Here is a 22,876-nt window from a genome sequence, read left to right as displayed (position 1 = left end):
GGGAGGCGCGCCAGGTCATCTCGGCGCCACCGACAGATCCCCCAGGAGACTGCCAGATGAAATCCGAACGCGCACTCCGCCATGGAAGCCTCGCCATCGCCATGACGTGCATCTCCCTCTTCGCGACCGGGTGCTTCGCGCTGAACGCCGCCGCAGGCGCCGCCGACGCCAAGGAGCGCGAGGAGCGAGAGGCCGCCGAGAAGGCGAAGAAGGAAGCGCCCCCCATCCCGTCGCCCGGGAAGATCCACGACGAGGCGCTCGCGAAGCAGCTCGAGGACAAGATGACGGAGAAGGGGACGCGCGTCGCCGCCAAGGTGATCTTCACCGACGACGAGTGGCGCATCGAGCGCAACGAGAACACCGGTATCGTGACGGGCCGCGTGGGGAATGCCACCGTTGTCTACAAGCAGAAGGACGGCAAGTGCATCCAGGATCCGTCGCTGCTGCGCCAGGAGTTCGTCGGCAACGACTTCGTCGGCCCCGGCACGTGGGCCCTGATGATGAACGAGAAGTACGAGATCCCCTGTGAAAAGGGCGGTCTCTAGGCGCCGCCGGGCGCGCCGCTCGCGCGGCGCCTGCCCTCTTTGAGCGTTCCCTCGCACAACCGCGCCGGGCGACGTCCCGCCGCGGACGCGTGCGTCGACCTCTGCAGGGAGGATGGCCAGGTGCCGCCGAGCCAGTGCGACGAGGCGTGCGACGCCGAGTGCCTGCCTGTCGCCGCCGCGGCCCGGCTCGCCTGGCGCGAGGGCGCGAGGGCGCGAGAGCGAGAGAAAGCCTGCACGCGCGCACGAAATACAGTACACCCAGCGGATGGTAGAGACGTGCGGCATCTGCGGCGGCGACGGTCGGATCGCCAACTCGTTTGGAAACACGACCACGTGCCCGAGCTGTCACGGCTCCGGACGGCGGTCCGACGAGGGAGGCCTCCGCGACGTCACCAAGACGAAGGCCTCGCACCACCGCCCGACGAACGTGGCCGCCGTCGTCGAGAAGCAGACGTGGCCAGCGACCTTCGAGGGCGGCCAGCTCGCGAACGAGGTGCGGGCCAGCTCGACCGTCTCCAACGAGACGAAGGCGAAGCTGACGCGCGAGATCATCGAGCACGAGGGCAGCCACGGCAAGTGCACGCAGACCTTCCTCAAGAAGATCCGCAAGCAGATCCGCCCGCCGGCGCCCTGACCCCCGGCGCAGATCGCGGGTGCGGGGGCTCGTAAGGCTCCCGCTGGGCGTCGGATGCCGGGCAGGACGCGCCTCGGCCAGGCGCGCCGGTGGCGCTCGCGGCAGCGGCCCACTGGACATTTGTCCACATGCTGTGGATTTCTTGTGGGTGGCTCGCGCTCCGGGTCACCTCGGCCGTGGGCTGCCCGCCGCCGGATCCGGCCCTCCGGGAGGAATCCATGGATCCGGGGCAGACCAGGCAGCGCCATGGATGCCAGTGGGCGAGCACGGTCGCTCGATGTCGAAACGATGTCGGGACATCGGTGGTGGCTTGGGTCTCATGAGCACCCGCTGTCATCGCGATGATCACGCGTTCTCGTGCGCCGAAAAAACTCCGATCTACCGAGAAACGCGCAGCTTTCTGGATTCTCGTGATTGGTTCCGGGCTGCTCGGGCATCCTGAAGGTCATTGACGGCTCCTCCGTCGCCGGGAACAGGCGGCCGAGGAGCCGCTGGTTCCGGGGACCTCTGGTCTTCTTTTCGCGGATCGCCTCGTGCGCCGCGTGCCTTGAAAGGATCTTTCCATGCGAGCTTGCTTGTCGGCCGCCACGGCCACCGCCCTCGTGCTCCTCGGAGCGTGCGTCCTGGAGGACGCTCACGAGCCTCAAGGAGAGCTCGAGCAACAAGAAGACTTGGATCAGCCGCTGACGGGCGACGGGCTGACCGCGACGCTGGCGTATGCGTCGGACTGGGGGAACGGGTACTGCGCCGACGTGACGATCGAGAACACGGGGCCGGCGGACACAGCGACGTGGCGCGTGGTCCTCAACATGAACGGCTCCTCCGTGGCGAGCGCCTGGAACGCCAGCACGACAACGAGCGGATCGCAGCTCATCGCCACCCCCGCCGCCCACAACGCGACCCTGGCCCGTGGTGCCTCGACGAAGTTCGGGTTCTGCGCCAACGCGAGCGGCCCCTCGCAGCGCGCTGCGCTCGCCAGCGTGACAGCGGGCGGGTCGGGCAGCAGCAGCTCCAGCAGCAGCGCCAGCGCCAGCAGCAGCTCCAGCAGCAGCTCCAGCGCCAGCAGCAGCTCCAGCGCCAGCAGCAGCGGTGCGGGCGGCAGCGGCGGCGCGGGGGGCTCCGGCGGCGCAGGCGGCGCGGGTGGCAGCGGCGGTGCAGGCGGCTCCGGCGGCGCGGCACCGAGCGGGCACTTCCAGATGGAGGACCTCGATCGCGGGGTGGTCGCCGTCAAGGTGGCTGGCGGCGTCTACGTCGGGTGGAGGATGTTCGGTTACGAGTACGACCCCGCGAACCCGGGCGCGATCTCGTACGACGTGTACCGCAACGGGAGCCGCATCGCGAACGTCACCAACAGCACGAATTACCTCGACGCCTCCGGCACGACCTCATCGACGTACACGATCAAGGCGGTCGTGGGCGGCGTCGCCCAGGCAGCCTCGCCTGCCGCGGCCACCTGGGGCCAGAACTACCTGCGCATCCCCCTCTCGGCGCCCGCAGGCGGGACGACGCCCGCGAAATGCGACAACGCGGGAGAGAGGTACTCGTACGAGGCCAACGACGCCAGCGCCGGAGACCTGGACGGCGACGGACAGTACGAGATCGTCCTCAAGTGGGATCCCTCCAACGCCAAGGACAACTCCCAGGCCGGCTGCACCGGGCCCGTGGTCCTCGACGCCTACAAGCTCGACGGGCGCAGGCTCTGGCGCATCGACCTCGGGAGAAACATCCGGGCCGGCGCGCACTACACGCAGTTCGTCGTCTACGACTTCGACGGCAACGGGAGCGCGGAGGTCGCGGTGAAGACCGCCCCGGGCACGCGGGACGGGACGGGCGCCGCCCTGAGCAAAGGCCCCGCGGCCTCCGACGACGACGCGGCAGACCACCGGAACGCCGGGGGCTACGTGCTCAGCGGCCCCGAGTACCTGACCGTGTTCGGCGGGAGCAACGGCGCGGAGCTCGCCACCGTCGCCTTCGACGTGGCGCGAGGGACCGTGTCCTCGTGGGGAGACAACTACGGCAACCGGGTCGATCGGTTCCTCGCGAGCGCGGGGTTCGTGAGCGACCTCGGGAGAGGCCAGGACGCGAGCGGCAGGCCGGCGATCCTGATGGCCCGCGGCTACTACACGCGCGCCACGATCACCGCCTGGGGGTTCCGCGACGGCAGCCTCACCCAGATCTGGAAGGCCGACAGCAACGCGAACACCGCGTACACGGGCCAGGGCGCCCACTCCATGGCGGTAGCGGACGTGGACGGCGACGGCGCCCAGGAGGTGATCTACGGGGCCTCCACGATCGACAGCAACGGAACCCGGAAGTGCTCGACCGGCTTCGGGCACGGCGACGCGCTGCACGTGAGCGACCTCGTCCCGTCGCGCCCGGGGCTCGAGGTGTTCATGCCCCACGAGGACGGCAGCAAGCCGACCTACGATATCCGCGACGCGAACACCTGCGCCGTCCTCTGGAAGGGGCCGGTCACCGGGGCCGACACCGGGCGCGGCGTGGCGGCCGACGTGCTCGCGAGCAACCCGGGCGCCGAGATGTGGACCAACTCGACGGGAGGGCTGCTGTCCGCCACCACCGGAGCGCGCGTCGCGGCCCAGCCCGCGTCGGCCAACTTCCTGATCTGGTGGGACGCGGACGAGCTGCGCGAGCTGCAGGACAAGACGTCGATCACGAAGTACGGCGGCGGCTCGCTGCTGAGCTGCAGCCAGTGCGCCTCGAACAACGGGACCAAGTCGACGCCGGCGCTCACGGCCGACCTGCTCGGCGACTGGCGCGAAGAGATCGTGTGGCGCGAGTCCGACAACTCGGCGCTGCGGATCTACACGACAACGAGCGTGACGACGCGGCGGATCTACACGCTCATGCACGATCCGCAGTACCGCATGCAGATCACCTCGGAGCAGACGGCTTACAACCAGCCGCCCCACCCGAGCTTCCACATCGGCGGCGGCATGGCGGCGCCCCCGAGGCCGGACATCCACGTGCGGTGACGCAGGCCGCGCGCGGCGGGCAGGTCGCCCCGCGCGAGGCCGCGGCGCGGCCCGCCCGCCGGCGCAGGAGGGCATCCCCCGCGGGCGCCCTCACTTCCGGTACTGGGCGAGCAGCAGGCCGGCGTCCGCTGTGCCGTCGGCCACGAAGCCCGCCATGGCGCGGGCGCCGGTCTCCTGGAAATGGGTGCCGTCGACCGAGCCGTCCGCCCGGATGAGGAAGAAGTCCTCGCCCGCGGCGACGCAGCCGATCGAGCGCAGGTGGGCGAGCGTCATCTCGTTGAGATCGATGACGGGCACGTCCAGCGCGCCGCCGAGCTCCCGCATCGCCTGCGCGTGCGCGGCCAGGCCGTTGCCGAACTCGTGGCTGTCGCCGGTGCAGGAGCGCCGCGGGGGCGGGGTGACAAGCACCGGGATCGCGTCGCGCGCCTGCGCGCCCTCGATGTACTCGGTGAGGTACGATTTGAAGTCCGTCGCGGGGTCCAGGTAGTAAGGAATTGTCGCGCCGTCGTGCTCGTACGTCGCGTTCCTGTTGCTGTCGTTGGTGCCGAACTGGACGAGCAGGTAGTCCCCGCCCTGGATGTCGTCGAGGAGGTCGGCCAGGCGATCCTCGTCGATGAACCGGCGCGCGGTCCGGCCGCCGATCGCCCTGTTCTCGATGCGCACCCGCGCGTCGAAGAACTCTCCCAGCATCTGACCCCAGCCCGCCTGGTGAATGGGGCTGTTCACGTACGTCTGCACCGTCGAGTCGCCGGCGATGTACACAGCGACGTCGGGCAGCTCGGCGCTGCCGCCGCCGCCCGTGCCGCCGGCGGCGCCCGTCGGTCCTCCGGCCGCGCCGCCGCCGGCGCCGCCCTCGCCCGCGCCGCCCGCGCCGGCTCCTGGCGCGCCGCCCGCGCCGGCTCCTGGCGCGCCGCCCGCGCCCGTGACGCTGGCGTCCGGGCCGCCGCCCGTGCCGCCGCTGTGGCTGCCGCCCTCCGCCGCGCCGGCGCCGTGGCCCGCCGCCCCGGAAGCGCCGTCGTCGGCGCTGCAGGCGGCCACGAGGACCGCCGAGAGCAGCGCGCGCAAGGGAATCGAAGACCTGAAAGACAGAAGGAAAGGTGCGCGAAACATCGAGTCTCTCCTCTCCCCGACGTCGCACGGGGCGCGGCGGAGCGATACATCAGCCGGTGAAAAACGCTCTGACGAGCGCGATGGCGCAGCAGAGCGCCAGGATCCTGGTTGCAAAATTACCGCGTGAATGAGCGGGCCCCGAGGCGGCCGCTGGGCCGCTTCGCTCTCTCCCTCTCCATCTTCCTCTCCGCCCAACGTGCGCGGGAGCGCCGGGGATCAATCACGAGTTGCTCGGCGTCGCACGGGACACCAGGGCGATCGCTCCAGGCCGCATGGTGACGATGGAGATGCATGGAGGCGTTCCGCCGGCCTGAGTCCCCGAGGGTAGGGCCGCGCGGGCGTCAGAGCTCGACGCCGAGGAGCACACCGGGCCGGTACCGGTAACGCGAGAGGACGGTCTCGGTTCCCTCCTCGAGCGCGAGGTCGTAGCGGACGCGCGCGGGGTCGAGCTCGGCGAAGAGCTCGGCGAACATCCAGAGGTCCCGGCCGAGCGGGAGCCTGGCCACGAGGCCGGCCGCGAGCACGAGCGCGTTCGAGGCGCTCGCCGCGGCAGGGAGGAAGCCGGGAGCGCCGTCGCTGCCCGGCCGCGGGGCGGCGTCCACGCGGTCGACGCCCGCGCCGAGCCGCGCGCCGAGCTCGAGCGGCGTGGCGCCCGGGGCGATGGCGTGGAGCCACGAGGCGTCCGCGCGGAGCGTGATCGTGCGGAGATCGAGGCCGATGCGCGGCTCCTCGTAGCGGCGCTCGAACTGGTACTGGAAGCGCGCGTCGAGGGCGAGCCGGTGCCGCCCCCAGCTCCGGCCGAGCGCGACGCGCACGCCGGGGCCGTGCGTGAGGCCGACCTCGGCCGAGTGCGCCGCCACGCCGTAGAAGGCGCCGAGCTCCAGCGCGCGGCGCGGCGCCGCCGGGTCGGCGGGGGCCGCGGCGTCGGCGGGCGGCTCGGGGGCCGGCGCCTGGCGGAGGAGGAGCGCGCGGGCCTGCGCCCGGTCGAGCGAGGAGCGCGCGTCCTCGCGCAGCGACCGGAGCGAGAGCTCCACGACCTGCGCCACGGACTCGCGATCGAGCTCGTCGAAGCGGCCCGAGAGATCGATCGAGCGCAGGAGGAAGCGATCGGCCACGGGATCGGTGAAGTAAAGGGCGGCCCGGCGCGGGTCGCTCAGGTCGATCCAGCACGAGAGGGCCACGCCGGAGACGGCGCGCGTCGCGAAGAGCGCCGCGGCGTCGAAGCGCGGCGCGGTCCGGAAGCGGAGGGCGAAGGCCGAGAGCGCCTGGGATTCGAGCGCCGTCCGGATCGCGCCGAGGTCGCCCTCGACGCCCGTGAGCACGACCTCCACGACCGGAGCGCCAGGCGACGCGGACGACGGCGCTGCGGGCACGGCGCCGGGCGGCGCGGCCGCCGCCGGGGCGACGCCGGGCGATGCGGACGACGCCGCCGGGACGGCGGCCGCGCCGTCGGCCCGCGCGCGCGTTGTGGAGAGCGCGACCGCGGCGGCGAGGCCGATCCAGAGGGGCGCGCGCGTCGCGATCACCCGCCCAGCTCGGCGAGGCGGCGGCGCGCGTGCTCGGCGTACGGCGAGCTCGGGTGCTCGCGGAGCAGGCGCCGCCAGGTCTGCGCCTCGTCGCCGGAGCGACCGAGCGCCCGCAAGGCGCGCCCGCGGCCGTAGAGGGCCTCGACCGCCAGCGGGCGCGCGCCGGCCACGCCGAGGTACCTGTCGAACTGCGCGAGCGCCCCGGCGGCCGAGCCGCCGTTGAGGAGGAGACCGCCCAGCGACACGAGGGAGAGCGTGGCCTCGGGCGACCCCGCGAAGCGCTTCTGGAGCGCGCTGTAGAGCTCGATGGCGCGCTGGGTGCTGCCAGCGCGCCGCGCGTCGTTGGCCTCCCGGAAGAGCTGCTCCGCTGTCGAGGCGGCAGGCGAGGACGCGGCCTCGACCGGCCCGCGCGCGGCCCCCGCGCCCGGCCCGCGCGCGGCCTCGGGCGGCCGCGGAGCGGGCGCCGCGAGCTCCGGCAGCGCCCCTCCCCCGGGCGCCGGCGCGCCGTCCGGCGCGGGAGGCGCGGCCGCGGAGGGCGCGGGCGCTGACGGCGCCGGCGGGCGCGCACGGGACACAGCCGCGCGCAGCGAGGGCTCGACCCGGCGGGCGCCCGGGCCCGGCGCCGGGCGCTCCACCAGCGCGGTGGCCGCTGCGGCCGCCCCGCAGAGGAGGGCCGCGGCCGCCGCGTAGAGCCAGGCGCTCCGCCGCCAGCCCGCCTTGTGCCGCCCGGCCACGCCGCTCCCGGGCGGGGCGACTTCCTCGCCGCGCCGGACGTCGTTGTCGGGTCGCACGGGCGCGCTCTCCGGCCACACAGGCGCGCCCTCGCGCAGCACGTCGTCCGGCGCGCCTCCGCTCCCGGCCCTGCCGATGGCGACGCTCGCGATGCGGGCGAGGAGCGCTGCGTCGCCGGGCTCCGCCGCGCCCACGGCGTCGAAGTCCTGCGCGAGCACCCAGCTCATCCGGCACGACGCGCACGCGCCCAGGTGGGCGTCGAAGGCGCGGCGGTCCGGCGCCGTCGCGACGCCGCGGCGCACGCGCGTGAGGAGCTCGCTCCGGCAGTCCACGCTCATGGCTCCCTCCCCCGGAAGAGCTCGGCCAGCTTCGCGTTGTTGGCGAGCGCGCGCCGTAGCGCCTCCTTGCCGAGGCGGAGCCGGCTCCAGACGGTGTTCGGAGAGACGCTGGCGAGCGACGCGATCTCGTCGACCGTGTGGCCGAGCACGAAATGAAGGGCGAGCGCCTCGGCGGTCGCCTCCGGCATCCTGTCGAGCACCTCCAGCACCATCTCGCGCCGCCGGGTCGAGACCGCCTGGGCGAACGGCGACGGGCCGCTCTCGTCCGCGGCCGCCTCGACCGGCGCGTCCGGCTCGTCGTAGCGCGCGCGCACGCGGAAGCGCCGGCGCGCGCCGAGCGCGGTCATGAGGGCGACGCGGTTCGCGAAATGGACGACGGTGCACTCCGCGCGGAAGGACGGCAGCGCCTGGAGCAGCGCGAGGACGGCTTCCTGCGTGACGTCCTCGACGTCGGGGTGATGCGGGCCGAGCACCTTCCTCACCGTCCGGAGCATGGCCCCGCCGAGCTCGGTGATGAGGGTGCGGATGGCCGCAGGGTCGCGGACCGCCGCGGCCCGAGCGAGCCCGAGCAGCTCGTCCGCCCTCGAAGGCGCTCCCTCCCCCGGCGGCGGGAGGTCGGTCGCGGGCTTTCGCACGTCAACGACGATGCACGAGGGCAGGAGTCCTGGTCAAGGCGCCCTGCCGGATCGCATGTCACGGCCCTCCGGAGATCGGCCAGCCGTCGCCGTCCCACGCGAGATCCGAGATCCGCAGCGTGGGGGCGCCGTTCGCATCGGCGTTGTACGCGTGATAGATGTTGTAGGCCCTGTCCTTGGCGAACAGGACCGTGTTGTGCCCGGGCCCCCGCCACCGGGAGCTCCCCTCGACGAGGAGGGTGCCGCCGCCGGACGTCATCGCCTTGCCCGCCTTGTCGACGTACGGGCCGGTGATGCTCGTCGCGCGGCCAACGGCGATCTTGTAGGTGCTGTCGACCCCGCGACAGCAGGAGTCGAACGAGACGAACAGGTAATAGTAGCCGCAGCGCCGGACGATGATGGGCGCCTCGATCGCGCCGCTGGCGTCGGGGCGCGAGGCGAGGGCGTGGAGCTCCCCGTCGGCCCGCTCCCCCGACGCGGTGAGCTTCACCATCTTGATGCCTGTCCAGAAGCTCCCGAACACGAGCCACGGCGTGCCCTCCTCGTCGATCGCGATGTTCGGATCGATGGCGTTCCACTCGTCCCGCGTCGCGCCTGTGTTCGAGCAGATGGCCGCGCCGCGGTCCGTCCAGGGCTCTGCCGAGTCGAGCGAGGCCTTGGTCGCGTGCCCGATGCACGAGCGGTTGCTGCCGAACGTGGAGGCGGAATAGTAGAGATGGTAGGTGTCCCCGAAGCGGGAGATATCGGGCGCCCAGAGGTCGGTCACGCCCGGCACCCGCTCCGCGAGCCAGCCGGGACGCGCGTTGAACACCCGACCGGCAGCCTGCCAGTCGAGGAGGTCCGAGGACGTCTTCATCGGGAGCCGGTCGCCCGTCTGGAAGAGGTAATAGCGGTCGCCGGCCTGGATGACCGACGGGTCGTGGGTCCCGAGGTCGCCGGAAAGGCGCAGCGCCCCGGGCGGGCTCGATGGGTCGTGGAGCGCCTCCGCGCACCGGTCGCCGCCCCCGCCGGCGCCGCCGCTCGCTCCCTCGCCACCAGCGCCGCTGCCCCCGGCGCCGCTTCCCCCGGCGCCGCCGGTCCCTTCCCCGCCGCCGGCGCCACCCGTGCCGGTCGTCGCCTCCGCGCTGCTCACGGCGCCGCCGGTGCCCGCGGTGGAGGACGCGCTCGTGCTGGTGGCGCCGGTCGTGCCGCCGCCCTGCCCGCCGGCGCCGGGGCCCGCTCCCGGCGTCTCCTCGCCGCAACCCGCGAGCGACGCGACGACGCCGATCAGCAGGCCCCATGTACGCACAGACCCGCACCGTCGCCACGACCGGCAAAGCAGAGGATGCATCGAACCTCCTGGAGATCTCCTGGTCCCGCTTTCCCACGTGGACCGGGGCGCCCGCGATCAATCATGGGTCGCTCGAATTTCGCGTGAGGTTCTGAACGTTCGCACCCGGGAAGAATTTTACATCAGCACAGGATGGCGCAGATCCACGCGTCGTGAGCTTCCGGGAGGTGTCTTGCCGCCGCCTCGTCCGGCGCCGCGAGCGGGATCTACGTCGCTCTCCGCGCCGCGCGAGATCAGGAGTCCGATCAAGGCGCGGCGCGCCGGGCCTCGTAGAGATCGGCGACGCCGGTCCGCGTCGATGCGAAATACAGGACGGAGCCGTCCGGTGAGAGGTGCGGATCGGTGTCGCGCTCCCCGGGGAGGCTCACCGGCTCCTCGAGCGGCGCTGCCTCCTCGAACGCCGCTTCGGCGCTTGCCCGCCGTGCCCAGAACAGGTCTCCCCCTCCCGCGCGGCTCGATCGGAACAGGATCTGCTTGCCGTCGCCGAACAGGAACGGGGCGCCCTCGTCGCCTGGGCCGTCCAGCCCGGCGAGCGGGACGAGCGCGCTCCAGTCGTCCTCCGGGCTTTCGCGCGACGCGATCGCGAGGTACGTCTCCGCGTCCGCGGGCGTGACGCCGGCCACGACCAGGAGCCCTGTGGGATCGACGTGAGGGCCCATCACCGTGGCGCCCTCGACGGCGAGGGCGCCCACGTGCGCTGGCGCTCCCCACGGGTCGTCCCGGCTGGCGCGCTCGGCGAGCCAGATGCCCTCCGGCTCGCGCCTGCTGTAGAACCAGATCCGGAGCCCATCCCCGGAGACGCAGGGGGTATCCTCGATGCTCTCGGCCAGGTTGATGTTCTCCACGGCGTGCGGCGCGTCCCAGGGCGAGCCCACCCCTGCCCGCCGCGACGTCCAGATGTCCCGGCTCCCCCCGCGATCGGACATGAAATAGACCTCGAGCAGATCGTCCGTGAGCGTCGGGTCTTCCTCCCTGGAATCGGAGTTGAGCTCGGTCATCGCCGCCGGCGGCTCGAACGTCGGCCGCTCCGGCGCGCTCGCCGCCCCGCCCCCGCCCTGCCCGGGCGCGAACATGCCGATGACGAAGCGCTGATCCCCGCACCCCGCGCCGCCGAGCGCGAGCCAGAGGCCCCACGCCGCGGCGCTCCCCTGGAAACGCCAGCTCATCGATACCCGCTCACGCCCCGGAACCATGGCCCGGATTCACCCCCGTCGACAACTGCAGGACGCGGCGGAGGTGGCCCGCCACCTCACCCGATGCCGGCCTCGCTCGGCGGCGCCACGGCCTTGTCCTCCCCGGCCTGGAGGGGCACACGCGGAAACCACAGCGCGGCGATGAACCCGACCACGCCCATGGCCGCGATGATCCAGAACACCGTGGTGAGGCCCGACGTGAGCGCCTCGCCGAGGTGCTGCACGATCGACGGGTCGAGCCCCCGCGCCCCCTCCGCGGTCAGGAGCCGGCTCGCGGCGTCCGCGGGGATCGACGGGTCCTTCGCGAGCTGCGCCGTCAGGACGCCGCCCATGACGCCCACCGCGACCACGCCGCCGAGCAGGCGGGAGAACATCGTGCTCGCTGTCGCGATCCCGCGCTGATCCCAGGCGACGCTGCTCTGCACCGCGATGAGCAGCGCGACGTTGGACAGGCCCATGCCCACGCCGAAGAACAGCGTTGTCGCGCGGAGCATCAGCGGCGTGTCGTGCGCCCCGCCGATCGCGAGGGTGAGGCCCGCCAGCGCCGTGACGCCGAGGCCCGCCCAGATGAGCGGGCGGAACCCGACCCGGGGGATGAGCCGCCCGCCGATCGCGCTCGCGACCGGCCAGCCGACCAGCATCGGGGCGATGGCGCTGCCAGCGTCGGTGGGCGTGCCGCGGAGCACGCCCTGCACGAAGAGCGGCACGAACGTGATCGTGCCCATCATCGCGCCGCCGAGGATCGCGCCGGCCACGTTCGAGATGAACATCACCGGGCGCCGGAAGAGCGGCAGCGGGATCATCGGCTCGGGCGCCCGGCGCTCGACAGCGAAGAACGCCGCGAACAGCGCCACCGAGGCGATCGCGGCGATCAGCGTCGTCGCCCCGCCCAGCCGCCCGGTGGCGAGCAGCAGCGCGACGACGCCGGCGGACAGGAGCCCCGCGCCGAGGAAGTCGAGCTCGTGGCGCCGCCTGTCGATGCGCTCGTGGAACACGGTCGCCACGAGCGCCGCGGACGCGAGGCCGAACGGGATGTTGATGTAGAAGACCCAGCGCCACGAGAGGTAGTGCACGATGAGCCCGCCCACCATCGGGCCGATGATGCCGAACAGCCCCCACGCGGCCCCGAACACGCCCTGGATCCGCGCGCGCTCGTTGAGGTCGAAGATGTCGCCCGAGATGGTCATCGCCATCGGCTGCATGGCCCCGGCGCCGGCCCCCTGGAGCGCGCGGAAGGCGATGAGCTGCGGCATCGACCGCGCCGCGCCGCTCGCGATCGAGCCGATCAGGAAGACGGCGATGCCGAACAGCATGACCGGCTTGCGGCCGTAGATGTCGGACAGCTTGCCGCAGATGGGGACGAGCACCGACGAGGTGAGCAGGTAGGCGGTGGTGACCCAGGCGTACTGCTGAATGCCGCCGAGATCGCCGATCACGGTGGGCATCGCGGTGGCGACCACGGTCGACTCGAGGGCGGCCATGGCGAGGGACAGGATCAGGCCGACGACGGTCAGGCCTCTGTGGGTCTTGCGTTCTGAAGCCATGCAGGTGGTGGGGGTGTGGTGCGGAGCAGCCCGGAGAGCAAGCGCGCCACCGCGCAGCGCGGCAAGCGTGCCACTGCGCCGCGCCGCGCGTCGAGGCGGAAGGCGCGGCGGCGCGGCGGCGCGGCGGCGCAGGCTGCCCGCCCGCTCATGCCCGGATCCCGAACGCCCGCAGCATCGCGGGCGTGATCTTCTGCCGGACCTCCCCGTAGCGCGCCCAGGGGTCGGCCCTGAGCGAGGCCAGGCGCTCGGGCAGGTTCCTGATCGTGAACTGGTCCGGGCGCACCTCCGGCCCGAGCTCGTCCCAGGAGAGCGGCGCCGACACAGGCGCCCCCGGCCGCGCGCGCGTCGAGTACGCGGCCACCGACGTCGCGCCCCTCGTGTTGCGCAGGTAGTCGATGAAGATCTTCCCCTTCCGCCGCGCCTTCGAGACAGCGATCGTGTACCCCTTCGGGTCGCGCCGCGCGATGTCGCCCGCCAGCGCCTTCGTGAACGCCAGGCACTCGTCCCAGCCGCTCACCGGCGCGAGCGGCACCACGATGTGGAACCCCTTGCCGCCCGTCGTCTTCACGAAGCCCTCGAGGCCGAGCTCGTCGAGCCGCTCCCTCAGCAGGAGGGCCGCCTCGATCACGCGCTCCAGCGACACCGAGGGATCCGGGTCGAGATCGAACACAACACGATCCGGCAGCTCGAGCTTCGATACGGTCGAGTTCCACGTGTGGATCTCGAGGATGCCCATCTGCGCGAGCGACACGAGCGCCTCGGCCGAGTCCGCCACGAGGTACTCGCCCGCCTTCGTCTTCTCCTGGATCGTCACGCGGCGGAGCGCCGACGGCCCCCACGCCTTCGCGTGCTTCACGTAGATGCACGCGCGCTCCGCGCCCTCCGGACAGCGCACCAGCGTGAGCGGCCGGTCCTTCACGTGCGGCACCATGCGCCCGGCGATCGACGCGTAATAGCGCGCGAGCTCCCGCTTGGTGATCCCCTGCTCCGGATACAGCACCTTGTCCGGGTGCGACAGGCGCACGCCGAGCACCGAGCCGCCCTCGCCGTCGTCCGCGCCCTCCGCCGCGGCCGCGCGCGCCCTGGCCGCCTTCGCGGGCGCGGCGCGCGTGCCCGCGCCGCGCGCCGCCTTCGTCTTCGCCTTCTTCCCGGGCTTCTCCGGCGCCCGTCCCGCCGCGCCGCCGCACGACGCCACGACCCAGCCCGGGCCGCGGCCCGGCACATGGGGCGCGTCGACGCGCTTCGACACGATCCCCTTGACCGAGAGCTGACACCCCTTCTGGAGGACCTCCTCCCACGATCCCTCGACGTGGTCGGCGTAGCGCAGCGCGCCCGCGCCCGAGGGGCCGAGCAGCCGCTTCAAGGCCTGCTTCCTCGCCGAGAGCGGCGACGCCATGAGATCGTGGCCCTCGAGGTACAGGAGATCGAAGACGAAGTAGACGACCTCGCCCTCCCGGGGAGCGGCCCTGGCGCTCGACGGCGGCGGGGCCGTGATGCCGTCGCGCCGGAGCACCGCGACCTCGCCGTCGAGCAGCGCGCTCTTCAGCCCGAGCCCCGCGATCGCCGAGGCGATGTGCTCGAACCGCCCCTCGACGTCCTTGCCTTTCTCGTCCACGAGCCGGACGCGCCCGTCCTCGACCCGGGCCATGATTCGGAGACCGTCAACCTGGATCTCGTGCAGCCACCCCTCGCCGTCCGGCGCGCCGCTCGCCTTGCCCTTCACCTTGCCCGCGGGCAGGCGCTTCGGCATCTGCGGCCGCACCTTCTCCGGCATCGCCGCCTCGCGCGCGCCCTCCACCCGCCCCGCGAAGCGCGCCCCCCCTCCCCGCTCGCGGCGCCCGGGCGACGCCTTCTCCGCGCCCTTCTTCGCCGTCTTCCCCGCGCCCTTCTCCGCACGATTCGATTGCCACACCCGGTCCTTCGCCGCGGCGATCTCGTCGAGCTGCCTCCCGGTGGCCACGCTCTCGGGGCGGGCGTCCACGATGCTGTAGTCCTTCGCCGGACGCGCCTCCGCGTCGTTCTCCTTGATGAGGAGCCAGCTCCTCCCCTCGTCGTCATCGTACCGCCCGCGGGTCCTCACGAGCGTGAAGCCGCCGCGGAGCTTCTCGCCCCGCAGGAGGAACTTCAGCTTTCCGGCGTGATACCCCTTGTGGGGGTTCTCGACCGGGACCCACGTGCCCCGGTCCCACAGGAGCACTGTCCCGCCCCCGTACTGCCCTCTCGGGATGATCCCCTCGAAATCGCCGTACTCCAGCGGGTGATCCTCCGTATGCATGGCCAGCCGCTTGACCTCGGGGTCGAGGCTCGGCCCCTTGGGCACCGACCAGCTCTTGAGCACACCCTCGAGCTCGAGACGGAAGTCGTAATGCAGGTGCGAGGCGGCGTGCTTCTGGATGATGAAGGTCCGCTCCTCGGCGTCGGCAGGCGCGGCGGCGACGTCTTCTCCCCGCGGCTCGGGCGTGACGGAGAAGTCGCGCTTACGCCAGTACTCGCGCAGTCCCATACGTCAGGATAGCAGGCTGCCCGCGCACGGGCCTCCGCGTCGCCCGCACGAGGGGTGACGCGACGGGCCGGCCGACAGACCCCCGGCGCCGCTTCGAGGTGGACGTGTGCGGCCCCGGCGCGCCGTACTCCCGGGCGCGGCGCGCGTGCCCGCGCCGCGCGCCGCGCCCTGCGCAGGCGGAGTGAGCTTGACGACGCGCCGTGTGTAGCCGATACCCCTCAGGCGCACGCTGCTTCGCGCCGGGGCGACCGACCAGCGCCGTCCAGGCCTGGCCATCGAACGACAGCTTCGTCATGACGAAGGATTTCCCGCCCCGACCCGGCTCACGCCTCTGTTGGCGATCGACACGCGCTCGAGCCGGCCACCGAGAAAGTAAGCACCATGTCCGGAATGGAAGCCTCCCTGAAGGAAGGTAGCCCTAAGGAAGGTAGGCTGATGGCGACCCTCGAGCGCCTGCTCGAGCTCCCGGCAGCCGACCTGAGACAGTCGCTCAACCAGGCGAGTGAGCTCCTCGCCAGCGCGCTCGACGCCGACAAGATCGACATCTTCCTCTTCGATCCCGGCAGAAAGACGCTGCGCGCCCTGGGCACGAGCAACACGCCGCTCGGCCGGCTGCAGCGGTCGCTCGGCCTCGACACCCACCCGGTCGCCAACGGCGGCTCGATCGCCGACGTCTTCAAGACCGGCGATCCCCACATCACAGGGCACGCGGACCAGGTCCCCGGCGAGCTGCCCGGCGTGGTGAACGAGCTCGGCGTCCGGTCGCACATCGCCGTCGCGCTCGTCGTCGACGGCGAGCGGCGCGGGGCCATCTCCGCCCAGTCCGCCAAGCCGGCCTTCTTCTCCGACGACGATCTCCGCTTCCTCGTCGCTGTCTCGCACTGGATCGGCGCGCTGACGCACAGGGCAGAGCTGGTCGAGCAGGTCACCACGGCCGCCCTCGCGCAGGGCCGGCGCCAGGCCGCCGAGGAGCTGATCACCGTGCTGGCGCACGACCTGCGCAACTACCTGGCGCCGCTCATGACCCGCCTCGAGCTGCTCCACCGGCGCGCGGAGCTCGACGGCCGGGCCGACGACCTGCGCGACCTCGATCGGACGACCTCCTCGATCGAGCGGCTCGGCCAGCTCGTCTCGGATCTGCTGGACGTCGGGCGCCTCGAGCAGGGGCTCTTCGAGATCGCGCCCGCGTCCATGGATCTGGCGGCGCTGGCGAGGGACACCGCGCAGGCGCTCGGGACGCCGAGCGTCGACGTCCGCGTCGAGGGCCCGGCGGAGCTCACCGTCGTGGCGGACAGGGCTCGCCTCCGGCAGGCGCTGGAGAACCTCGTCAGCAACGCGATCAAGCACTCGCCTGCCGGGAAGTGGGTCCTCATCAAGCTCACCAGCGAGCTGATCACCGGGGAAGAGTACGTCCACGTCGATGTCATCGACCACGGCGCCGGCGTGCCGCCGGAGCTCCTCCCCAGGATCTTCGACCGCTTCGTCACGGGCGGGAGCGCGCCGGGCGTCGGCCTCGGGCTCTACCTGGCCAGCAGGATCGCCGCCGCGCATGGGGCCACGTTGACCGTGAACTCTCCTCCGGACGGCGGCGCGACGTTCAGGCTGAGCTTGCCCGCGAGCGGACCGTCGGATCTGCGGGGAGGGGCGTGACCGGGAGGTAGAGGCGCCAGGGCGCCATCACCTCGTCGTGAGATCGCGGCGACCGGCGCCTCGCGCCTCGTCGGCTCCGCGCATCCTGGCGGCGCTCTTCACCTCGGCCCGCAGCCCGATGTCCCTCATGATGCGCGCCGCGAGGGCGGGCGCGATCCGCTGGAGCACGAGCAGGCTGCGGTTGGACGCGCCGGCGAGGAAGCTGCGCCGGTCCCGGCGGAGCGTCTCGACGAGCTGATCGGCCACCCACTCGGGCGCGAAGACCTGCGGCCCCTCGAGGGGCCAGTCGTTGCCGGCGCCGGTGCTCGTGTGCGGGGGAGCAAACACCGTCACCCGGACGCCGCGCCCCTCGAGCTCGCCGCGCAGCGACTCGGAGAAGGCGACGACCGCAGCCTTGGCCGCGCAGTACGCCGCGGCGGCCGGCATGGGCACCCACGCCACCGTCGAGGCGATGTTCACGACAACGCCCGAGCCCTGCGCCAGCATCGCCGGCAGGACAGCCCGCGTGACGCGCTCCATCCCGAACACGTGGACGTCGAACATCGCGCGCGTGAACGCCCCGTCCGTCGACTCCCAGAGAGACAGCCTGCCGCCGTTGCCGGCGTTGTTGACGACGACATCGATGCGCCCGAGCCGCTCCAGGATCGACGCCACCGCCGCCCCGACCGAGGCGTCGGACGTGACGTCCATCGCGACGGCCACGGCGCTCCCTCCCTCGCGGACGATGCTGTCGACCTCCCTCGACAGCGCGGCCATCGACCGCGCGGCGAGGACGACGCGCGCGCCCTCGCGGGCGAGCGCCCTCGCGCTGGCGAGCCCGATGCCCGAGGAAGCGCCCGTCACGATGATCACTTTGCCTTTCGGTTCCATCTCTTCTGTCCTCCTCGTTCCGCCGACAGCTCGCCGCGGGCGCGCTCGATCCACCGGAGCTCCGCGTCGCACCACGCGAGCCCGTGCTCGATGCTCAGGCGCCACAGGTCGCGCTCGCGCGGCGAGCGCGCGAGCGTGAAGATGCGCTCGTCCCCCAGCCTCCCCTCGTAATCGCCCTTCGTCGCCTCGATCTCCCGGGCGTACCTCGCCAGGATGTCGTCGAGCTTCTTCGGGGGCACCTGCGCCGCGAACACAAGCTTGAGCAAGAGCGGGTGCCGCAGCATGAGCGGCTCGAGCGGCTCCTCGAGCCACCCCTTGAGCGCCGCGCGGCCGGGCTCCGTCAGCGAGTACACCTTGCGGTCGGGCTTGCCGTCCCCCGGCATCGTCGTCGCCGCGACGAGCCCCTCGCGCTCCAGCGCGTGCAGCTCCCGGTAAATCTGGCTCTGGGTCACGGACCAGAACGACCGCACCGACCCGTCGAAGCGCTGCTTCAGCGTGTAGCCGCTCGTCGGCTCGAGCGAGAGGAAGCCCAGGATGGCGCCGCGGAGTGACATGACACACGAATCATAATCCTCCTGTGTCATATGTGCAATGTGTTCTATCAACAGGGCGCCGCCCGGGGCGACAGCGGCGCCGCCCGGTGGCGGCCGGCGCGGGCTCGGCTACACCGCGCGGATGCTCCGCCGACTCCGCGCCTGGCTCGACAGCGCGCTCTCGCCCCGCGCGCCCGCGTCCCCCGACACAGGCCCCGAGCCGCCGGAGCCCGAGCCGCCCGGCGCGCCCGGCGGCGACGACATCGTTGTCATGCCGATCGAGGACGCGATCGACCTGCACACGTTCGCCCCGCGCGACGTCGCCTCGGTTGTCGAGGAGTACCTCCACGAGGCGCAGCAGCGCGGGTTCCGCGAGGTGCGGATCATCCACGGCCGCGGCAAGGGCGTGCAGCGCCGCATCGTCCAGAGCGTCCTCTCGCGCCACCCGGCCGTGGACGGCTTCCGCGACGCCCCGGCCTCGCGCGGCGGGTGGGGGGCGACCGTTGTGTGGCTCAAGGTAGCCGGCGGCGACGCCCCGTCCTGAGCCGACCACAGGCCACTTGGAACAACAGCGGTCTCGTGCGTCAGGTAAGATGGCGCGCATGCCGCGCCCCCCCGCCACGCCCGACGCCGATCTCCCCGGCGTCAACGCCGTCACGGAGCCCAGCACGAAGGCCGAGGTGGTGGCGGTCCCCCGCCTCGAGCTCTGCGTCGAGCGCGAGGCGGGCAAGCCCGCGAGCCGGTCGATGGTGCTCGACGGCGACTTCATCCGCGTCGGCTCCCACCCGAGCAACGATCTCGTGCTCGCGGACCGCGCCGTGTCGCGCTTCCACTGCATCCTCGAGCGCGTCCGATCGACCTTCCGGCTCACCGACGTCGGGTCGCGCAACGGGACCTACATCGCGGGCGTCCGCGTGCGGGACGCCGACGCCGTCCTGCCGGAGTGCCGCATCGAGCTCGGCGAGTCGGTCGTGCGCATCCGCGACGCCGACGCCGTCGCCGAGACCGAGATCGCGCGCGCGCCGAGCTTCGGGGCGCTCCAGGGGCTGTCGGTCCCGATGCGGCGCCTCTTCCCCATCCTCGAGCGCGTGGCGAAGAGCGCGCCCGACGTGCTCATCGAGGGCGAGAACGGCACCGGCAAGGAGGTCATCGCCACCGAGCTCGTCCAGCGCAGCGCGCGCGCCAACAAGCCGCTCGTCATCGTCGACTGCGGCGCCATCTCGCCGAGCCTCATCGAGAGCGAGCTGTTCGGCCACGTGCGCGGCTCGTTCACCGGCGCCTCGCGCGACCGCGCCGGCGCCTTCGAGGAGGCCGACGGCGGCACCGTCTTCCTCGACGAGATCGGCGAGCTGCCGCTGGAGATGCAGCCGAAGCTCCTCCGCGCCCTCGCCTCGCGCGAGGTGCGCCGGCTCGGCGAGGGCCGCGTGCGCAAGGTCGATATCCGGGTCATCGCCGCGACCAACCGGCGCCTCGAGCGCGAGGTGAACAGCGGCAGGTTCCGCGAGGATCTCTATTACCGCCTCTCGGTGCTCACCGTGCGCGTCCCGCCGCTCCGGGAGCGCAAGGAGGACATCGGCCTGCTCGTCCAGTGCTTCCTCAACGAGCTCGGCGCCATCGACAAGGCGGACCTCTTCCCCCCCGAGGTGATCGAGGACATGAAGCGCTACGACTGGCCCGGCAACGTGCGGGAGCTGAGGAACTACGTCGAGCGCCGCGTGGTGCTCGGCGACGGCGCCGCCATGGGGGCGACCGCGCCGGACGAGCGCAGCGCGGCGCCCGCCGCGGCGGCCGCGCCGGCGGCGCCGGCCGCCGCCAGCATCGAGATGCCCTTCAAGGAGGCGAAGGACGCCATCATCGACAGGTTCGAGCGGGACTACCTCGCCGCCCTGCTCGAGTGGTCGAACGGCAACGTGAGCCGCGCCGCCCGCAAGGCGGGGCTCGACCGCATGTACCTCCACCGCCTCCTCCAGCGGCACGGGCTGCGCCGCGCCGCCGCCCTCGACTGAGCAGCGCCGCGCCACACAGGGCCGCGGCGCGTCCCAGGCGGCCGCGCGGCGATCGGACAGGGCGCCACCGCCCCGCACATGTCACAGTCGCCTCGAAATGGCGCGACCCGTCCGTGTGCGCAACCTCGCAAGATCCCTGAACGTTTCGGAGACGGAGCTGCTCGTCTGGCTCGCGGAGAACGCGCCCGCCGCGGACCTGCGGCACCCCGCGGACTTCCTCCCCGCGGACATCGCTGTGCGGGCGCAGCAGGCGCTCGGCAGGGCGCCGCCGCCGGCGCCCGAGCCCGAGCCGGTCGAGCGCCGCTGCGCCGGGTGCGCGAAGCTGCCCCCGAAGCCCGGCGTGCGCCTCATCGAGGTGGGCGCCGATGCAGTTTGCGACATGTGCGGCAGCTCTGCGAACAAGCGGGCGGCGCTCGCGATGATCGGGGCGTTCCATGCGCGCGGGCTCCGGCGGCTGCTCGTTGTCGGCGGGGGGCCCGGCACGGCCGAGGACCTGCGCCAGCTCCTCGCCGGCGAGGTCGACATCCGCATCGTCGACGGGGAGGGCCACCGCAACGCGACAAAGGCCGACGCCGATCTCCGCTGGGCCGACGTTGTCGCGGTCTGGAGCTCGACGATCCTCTCGCACAAGGTCTCGAAGCTCTACACCGATCAGCGCGCCGCGTTCCGCGACAAGCTCGTCACCGTGCCGAGGCGCGGCGTGGCGGCGCTCTGCATGGCCGTGACCGACAAGGTGAGCACCCCGCCAGGATAGGCGATAGGTGCCTGTCTCCCGCCTTGTCGGCCTCACGCCTTCTGCCAGGCCGCTCCATATCTCGTGGGTCCCGGGCGCCAGGCGGGCTCTTTCGACAGCCCCGCGCGCCCCGCGCCCGTCACCCCGCGCCCGCCTCGCCTGTCGCGCCCTCGTCGGGCCAGCTGCTCTTGTGCTCGGCGCTCGACTCCAGGTTCAGCGGCTTGCTCTCGTCGAGCACGCCGGGGATCGCCTCGTTGCTCGACCCGCCCCCGCGCGGCGTGTCGACAGCGTCCAGCCCCGCGTCGCCCTCGTCGACGTCCTCGCCGCGCGCCGCCTTCTCGCGCCCTCCCGGGGCGCCAGCGCCGCCCTGCGGCGGCGCCTTCTGGCCCGCCGGGGATGCATTTTGCCCCGCTCCGCCCTGGTCACCCACGGTGCCCTCGGAAATTCCACCGTAGCCAGGCGGGCTGGCGGCCGGGCTTTCCGCCGCTCGTCCTTCCTTCGTGCGCTCGTCTTGAGCCATGGCGTGTCTCCTTCGCGCGAGGTCGCAGCAAGCGACATGCCACCTCGAACGCGGAGACAGGTGATGTGTGGAGTTTGCGGGAGGAGCGGTCACGTGGGGCGGCTGTGCATCCGCACGCGGCGGAGGGTGCGCCGCGCGTGGGGCACCCAGCCGCGGAGGTGCCAGCGCACGGACATGGCGATGCCGCGGACCCACTCGTCCGCGGCGTAGGCCACCCAGACGCCGGCGAGGCCCCAGCCGAGGCGGACGCCGAGCAGCCACGCGAGGCCGACGGCCACGGCGAACATCGAGAAGACGCCGAATCCGACCGGAAAGCGCGCGTCGCCGGCGGCGCGTAGCCCGTTGATGACGACAAGGTTGATCGTGCGGCCCGGCTCGACGAGGAGGTTGAGCCAGAGCAGCGTGGAGCCGGTGGCGATCACCTCCGGATCGCTCGTGAACAGGCCGAGCAGGCGGGGGCCGGCCAGCGCCGTGGCGAGCACCACGGTCACGCACACGCAGAGCCCGACGGCGAGGCCGCCGCGCACCTGGCGATCGGCGCCGTGCAGCTCGCCCGCGCCGACGCGGTGCCCGACGACGATCTCGGTCCCGAAGCCGACCGCCATGGCGAAGAGGAGCAGGAAGTGCACGATCTGCATCGTGTACGTGTGCGTGGTGAGGGCGGTCTTCCCCATGTCCGCGACCATGGCGAGGATCATCATGAAGCTGATCCGATAGACAACGTTCTCGCCGGCCCCCGGGAGGCCGATGTGCAGCATCTCGCGGAGGCGATCGGGGCGAATGCGCCAGAAGTCGTCGAGGCTCGGGCGGATGCGGAGCCGCGTGATCCACATCTGCCGGTGCATCCAGAACGAGAGGATGCGCCCGATGATCGCGGCGAGCGCGAGCCCGTTCATGCCGAGCCCCGGCCACCCGGCGAAGCCGAACATGAGCGGCAGGCTGAGCGCGAGCTGCACGACGTACATGATGACGATGAGGCGCAGCGTGTCGCGGGTATGGGTGTGCGCGCGCAGCACCGAGCCCATCGAGAAGTTCACCGCGTCGAACGCCAGCATCACGCCCACGGCCATCAGGTAGGGCTGCGCGATCGGGAACAGGGACGGCGGCAGGCGCATCAGCTCGAGCAGCGGCCGCGCGCCGATCGCGATGACGGCGCAGCTCGCGACGCCCAGCCAGACGTTGGCGGCCAGCGACGCCCGCGCGACCTGCTCCGCGCCGGCGCGGTCGCGCGCGCCGAGGTACTGAGTGACCACCACGCTCGCGCCGACGCTGACGAAGCGGAAGGTGATCATGAAGGTCAACATGATCTGGTTGGACAGCCCGTACGCGGCGGCGGCCTCGTCCGACAGGCGGCTGACCAGCCACACGCCGAACACCCCGACGAGCATGTGCAGCAGGTGCTCGCTGAAGATGGGCCAGGTGATGTCGAGCAGGCGCGGGCGAGGAAGAGACGGAGCAGGAATGACCGATTGCAAGGCGCC

At 72.6% G+C, this 22,876-nt stretch carries 19 protein-coding genes; 7 read left to right on the top strand and 12 right to left on the bottom strand.

Going from position 1 to position 22,876, the window contains the following annotated elements; genetic code table 11:
• The first annotated feature begins 101 nt into the window (after positions 1 to 101).
• The 3 genes from WMF42_RS07355 to WMF42_RS07345 all read left to right on the top strand — a co-directional run bounded on the left by WMF42_RS07355 (position 102) and on the right by WMF42_RS07345 (position 4,172).
• Positions 102 to 545 (top strand): hypothetical protein, encoded by a 444-nt coding sequence (locus WMF42_RS07355; protein WP_061611828.1) that lies wholly within the window; start codon positions 102 to 104, stop codon positions 543 to 545.
• A gap of 265 nt (positions 546 to 810) precedes the next feature.
• Positions 811 to 1,179, top strand: a complete 369-nt coding sequence (locus WMF42_RS07350; RefSeq protein ID WP_061611829.1) for a hypothetical protein — start codon at positions 811 to 813, stop codon at positions 1,177 to 1,179.
• Between the two features lie 563 nt (positions 1,180 to 1,742).
• A complete protein-coding gene (locus WMF42_RS07345; protein WP_437691127.1) occupies positions 1,743 to 4,172 on the top strand; it encodes a cellulose binding domain-containing protein in 2,430 nt (809 codons plus the stop codon).
• 90 nt (positions 4,173 to 4,262) lie between these two features.
• On the opposite strand, the gene WMF42_RS07340 is transcribed toward WMF42_RS07345, so the two are convergent.
• The 8 genes from WMF42_RS07340 to ligD form a co-directional block, all read right to left on the bottom strand.
• Positions 4,263 to 5,237 carry a rhamnogalacturonan acetylesterase gene (locus tag WMF42_RS07340; protein WP_437691125.1) on the bottom strand — a complete coding sequence of 325 codons (975 nt, stop codon included), beginning with the start codon at positions 5,235 to 5,237 and terminating at the stop codon, positions 4,263 to 4,265.
• Positions 5,238 to 5,623: 386 nt separating this feature from the next.
• Positions 5,624 to 6,808: a hypothetical protein gene (locus WMF42_RS07335; protein ID WP_437691123.1), complete on the bottom strand. Its 1,185-nt coding sequence runs from the start codon at positions 6,806 to 6,808 to the stop codon at positions 5,624 to 5,626.
• Entirely contained in the window at positions 6,805 to 7,878 is a 1,074-nt protein-coding gene (locus tag WMF42_RS07330) for a tetratricopeptide repeat protein (RefSeq protein ID WP_437691121.1), read from the bottom strand. The genes WMF42_RS07335 and WMF42_RS07330 overlap by 4 nt, the downstream gene beginning before the upstream one ends.
• Complete coding sequence (locus WMF42_RS07325) at positions 7,875 to 8,513, bottom strand: RNA polymerase sigma factor (RefSeq protein WP_437691119.1); 639 nt, start codon at positions 8,511 to 8,513, stop codon at positions 7,875 to 7,877. Before WMF42_RS07325 ends, WMF42_RS07330 begins: the two co-directional genes overlap by 4 nt.
• A 58-nt stretch (positions 8,514 to 8,571) precedes the next feature.
• On the bottom strand, positions 8,572 to 9,801 hold the full coding sequence (locus tag WMF42_RS07320) for an arabinan endo-1,5-alpha-L-arabinosidase (protein WP_437691117.1): 1,230 nt from the start codon (positions 9,799 to 9,801) through the stop codon (positions 8,572 to 8,574).
• 287 nt (positions 9,802 to 10,088) lie between these two features.
• Complete coding sequence (locus tag WMF42_RS07315; protein ID WP_061612616.1) at positions 10,089 to 11,009, bottom strand: TolB family protein; 921 nt, start codon at positions 11,007 to 11,009, stop codon at positions 10,089 to 10,091.
• An 83-nt stretch (positions 11,010 to 11,092) separates the two neighbouring features.
• A complete protein-coding gene (locus tag WMF42_RS07310; RefSeq protein WP_437691115.1) occupies positions 11,093 to 12,580 on the bottom strand; it encodes an MDR family MFS transporter in 1,488 nt (495 codons plus the stop codon).
• A 145-nt stretch (positions 12,581 to 12,725) separates the two neighbouring features.
• The gene (gene ligD / locus WMF42_RS07305; RefSeq protein WP_437691113.1) at positions 12,726 to 15,083 is read right to left on the bottom strand and encodes a non-homologous end-joining DNA ligase; all 2,358 of its coding nucleotides are present in this window, start codon (positions 15,081 to 15,083) and stop codon (positions 12,726 to 12,728) included.
• A 435-nt stretch (positions 15,084 to 15,518) separates the two neighbouring features.
• Here ligD and WMF42_RS07300 point away from each other — a divergent pair, with 435 nt between their 5' ends.
• Positions 15,519 to 16,733 carry a GAF domain-containing sensor histidine kinase gene (locus tag WMF42_RS07300; protein WP_437691111.1) on the top strand — a complete coding sequence of 405 codons (1,215 nt, stop codon included), beginning with the start codon at positions 15,519 to 15,521 and terminating at the stop codon, positions 16,731 to 16,733.
• A gap of 27 nt (positions 16,734 to 16,760) precedes the next feature.
• On the opposite strand, the gene WMF42_RS07295 is transcribed toward WMF42_RS07300, so the two are convergent.
• Together WMF42_RS07295 and WMF42_RS07290 are read right to left on the bottom strand one after the other, a co-directional pair.
• Positions 16,761 to 17,603: an SDR family NAD(P)-dependent oxidoreductase gene (locus WMF42_RS07295; protein WP_437691109.1), complete on the bottom strand. Its 843-nt coding sequence runs from the start codon at positions 17,601 to 17,603 to the stop codon at positions 16,761 to 16,763.
• On the bottom strand, positions 17,582 to 18,157 hold the full coding sequence (locus WMF42_RS07290; RefSeq protein WP_437691107.1) for a PadR family transcriptional regulator: 576 nt from the start codon (positions 18,155 to 18,157) through the stop codon (positions 17,582 to 17,584). Before WMF42_RS07290 ends, WMF42_RS07295 begins: the two co-directional genes overlap by 22 nt.
• A gap of 37 nt (positions 18,158 to 18,194) precedes the next feature.
• Here WMF42_RS07290 and WMF42_RS07285 point away from each other — a divergent pair, with 37 nt between their 5' ends.
• The 3 genes from WMF42_RS07285 to WMF42_RS07275 all read left to right on the top strand — a co-directional run bounded on the left by WMF42_RS07285 (position 18,195) and on the right by WMF42_RS07275 (position 20,896).
• Positions 18,195 to 18,680, top strand: a complete 486-nt coding sequence (locus WMF42_RS07285) for a Smr/MutS family protein (protein WP_437691105.1) — start codon at positions 18,195 to 18,197, stop codon at positions 18,678 to 18,680.
• 58 nt (positions 18,681 to 18,738) lie between these two features.
• Positions 18,739 to 20,142, top strand: coding sequence for a sigma 54-interacting transcriptional regulator (locus WMF42_RS07280; RefSeq protein ID WP_437691103.1), 1,404 nt, complete (start codon positions 18,739 to 18,741; stop codon positions 20,140 to 20,142).
• Between the two features lie 115 nt (positions 20,143 to 20,257).
• Positions 20,258 to 20,896, top strand: coding sequence for a hypothetical protein (locus tag WMF42_RS07275; RefSeq protein ID WP_233561952.1), 639 nt, complete (start codon positions 20,258 to 20,260; stop codon positions 20,894 to 20,896).
• Between the two features lie 118 nt (positions 20,897 to 21,014).
• Here the strand turns inward: WMF42_RS07275 and WMF42_RS07270 are convergent, their stop codons facing one another.
• Both WMF42_RS07270 and WMF42_RS07265 read right to left on the bottom strand, forming a co-directional pair.
• A complete protein-coding gene (locus tag WMF42_RS07270) occupies positions 21,015 to 21,395 on the bottom strand; it encodes a hypothetical protein (protein WP_155798629.1) in 381 nt (126 codons plus the stop codon).
• Positions 21,396 to 21,484: 89 nt separating this feature from the next.
• Entirely contained in the window at positions 21,485 to 22,870 is a 1,386-nt protein-coding gene (locus WMF42_RS07265; RefSeq protein WP_233561953.1) for an MATE family efflux transporter, read from the bottom strand.
• Positions 22,871 to 22,876: the final 6 nt, after the last annotated feature.

The sequence above is a fragment of the Sorangium sp. So ce176 genome (genome assembly GCF_051519835.1).
GTDB lineage: Bacteria > Myxococcota_A > Polyangia > Polyangiales > Polyangiaceae > Sorangium > Sorangium cellulosum_G.
Note: the sequence above shows the minus strand (reverse complement) of the source record. Positions and strands in the feature narration are given on the sequence as shown.

What these genes read in the sequence shown, in the direction of transcription:
- WMF42_RS07355 (WP_061611828.1), top strand. Translation starts at nt 102, where the DNA reads ATGACGTGCATCTCCCTCTTCGCGACCGGGTGCTTCGCGCTGAACGCC.
- WMF42_RS07350 (WP_061611829.1), top strand. Translation starts at nt 811, where the DNA reads ATGGTAGAGACGTGCGGCATCTGCGGCGGCGACGGTCGGATCGCCAAC.
- WMF42_RS07345 (WP_437691127.1), top strand. Translation starts at nt 1,743, where the DNA reads ATGCGAGCTTGCTTGTCGGCCGCCACGGCCACCGCCCTCGTGCTCCTC.
- WMF42_RS07330 (WP_437691121.1), bottom strand. Translation starts at nt 7,878, where the DNA reads ATGAGCGTGGACTGCCGGAGCGAGCTCCTCACGCGCGTGCGCCGCGGC.
- WMF42_RS07315 (WP_061612616.1), bottom strand. Translation starts at nt 11,009, where the DNA reads ATGAGCTGGCGTTTCCAGGGGAGCGCCGCGGCGTGGGGCCTCTGGCTC.
- WMF42_RS07310 (WP_437691115.1), bottom strand. Translation starts at nt 12,580, where the DNA reads ATGGCTTCAGAACGCAAGACCCACAGAGGCCTGACCGTCGTCGGCCTG.
- ligD (WP_437691113.1), bottom strand. Translation starts at nt 15,083, where the DNA reads ATGGGACTGCGCGAGTACTGGCGTAAGCGCGACTTCTCCGTCACGCCC.
- WMF42_RS07300 (WP_437691111.1), top strand. Translation starts at nt 15,519, where the DNA reads ATGGCGACCCTCGAGCGCCTGCTCGAGCTCCCGGCAGCCGACCTGAGA.
- WMF42_RS07295 (WP_437691109.1), bottom strand. Translation starts at nt 17,603, where the DNA reads ATGGAACCGAAAGGCAAAGTGATCATCGTGACGGGCGCTTCCTCGGGC.
- WMF42_RS07290 (WP_437691107.1), bottom strand. Translation starts at nt 18,157, where the DNA reads ATGTCACTCCGCGGCGCCATCCTGGGCTTCCTCTCGCTCGAGCCGACG.
- WMF42_RS07285 (WP_437691105.1), top strand. Translation starts at nt 18,195, where the DNA reads ATGTGTTCTATCAACAGGGCGCCGCCCGGGGCGACAGCGGCGCCGCCC.
- WMF42_RS07280 (WP_437691103.1), top strand. Translation starts at nt 18,739, where the DNA reads ATGCCGCGCCCCCCCGCCACGCCCGACGCCGATCTCCCCGGCGTCAAC.
- WMF42_RS07270 (WP_155798629.1), bottom strand. Translation starts at nt 21,395, where the DNA reads ATGGCTCAAGACGAGCGCACGAAGGAAGGACGAGCGGCGGAAAGCCCG.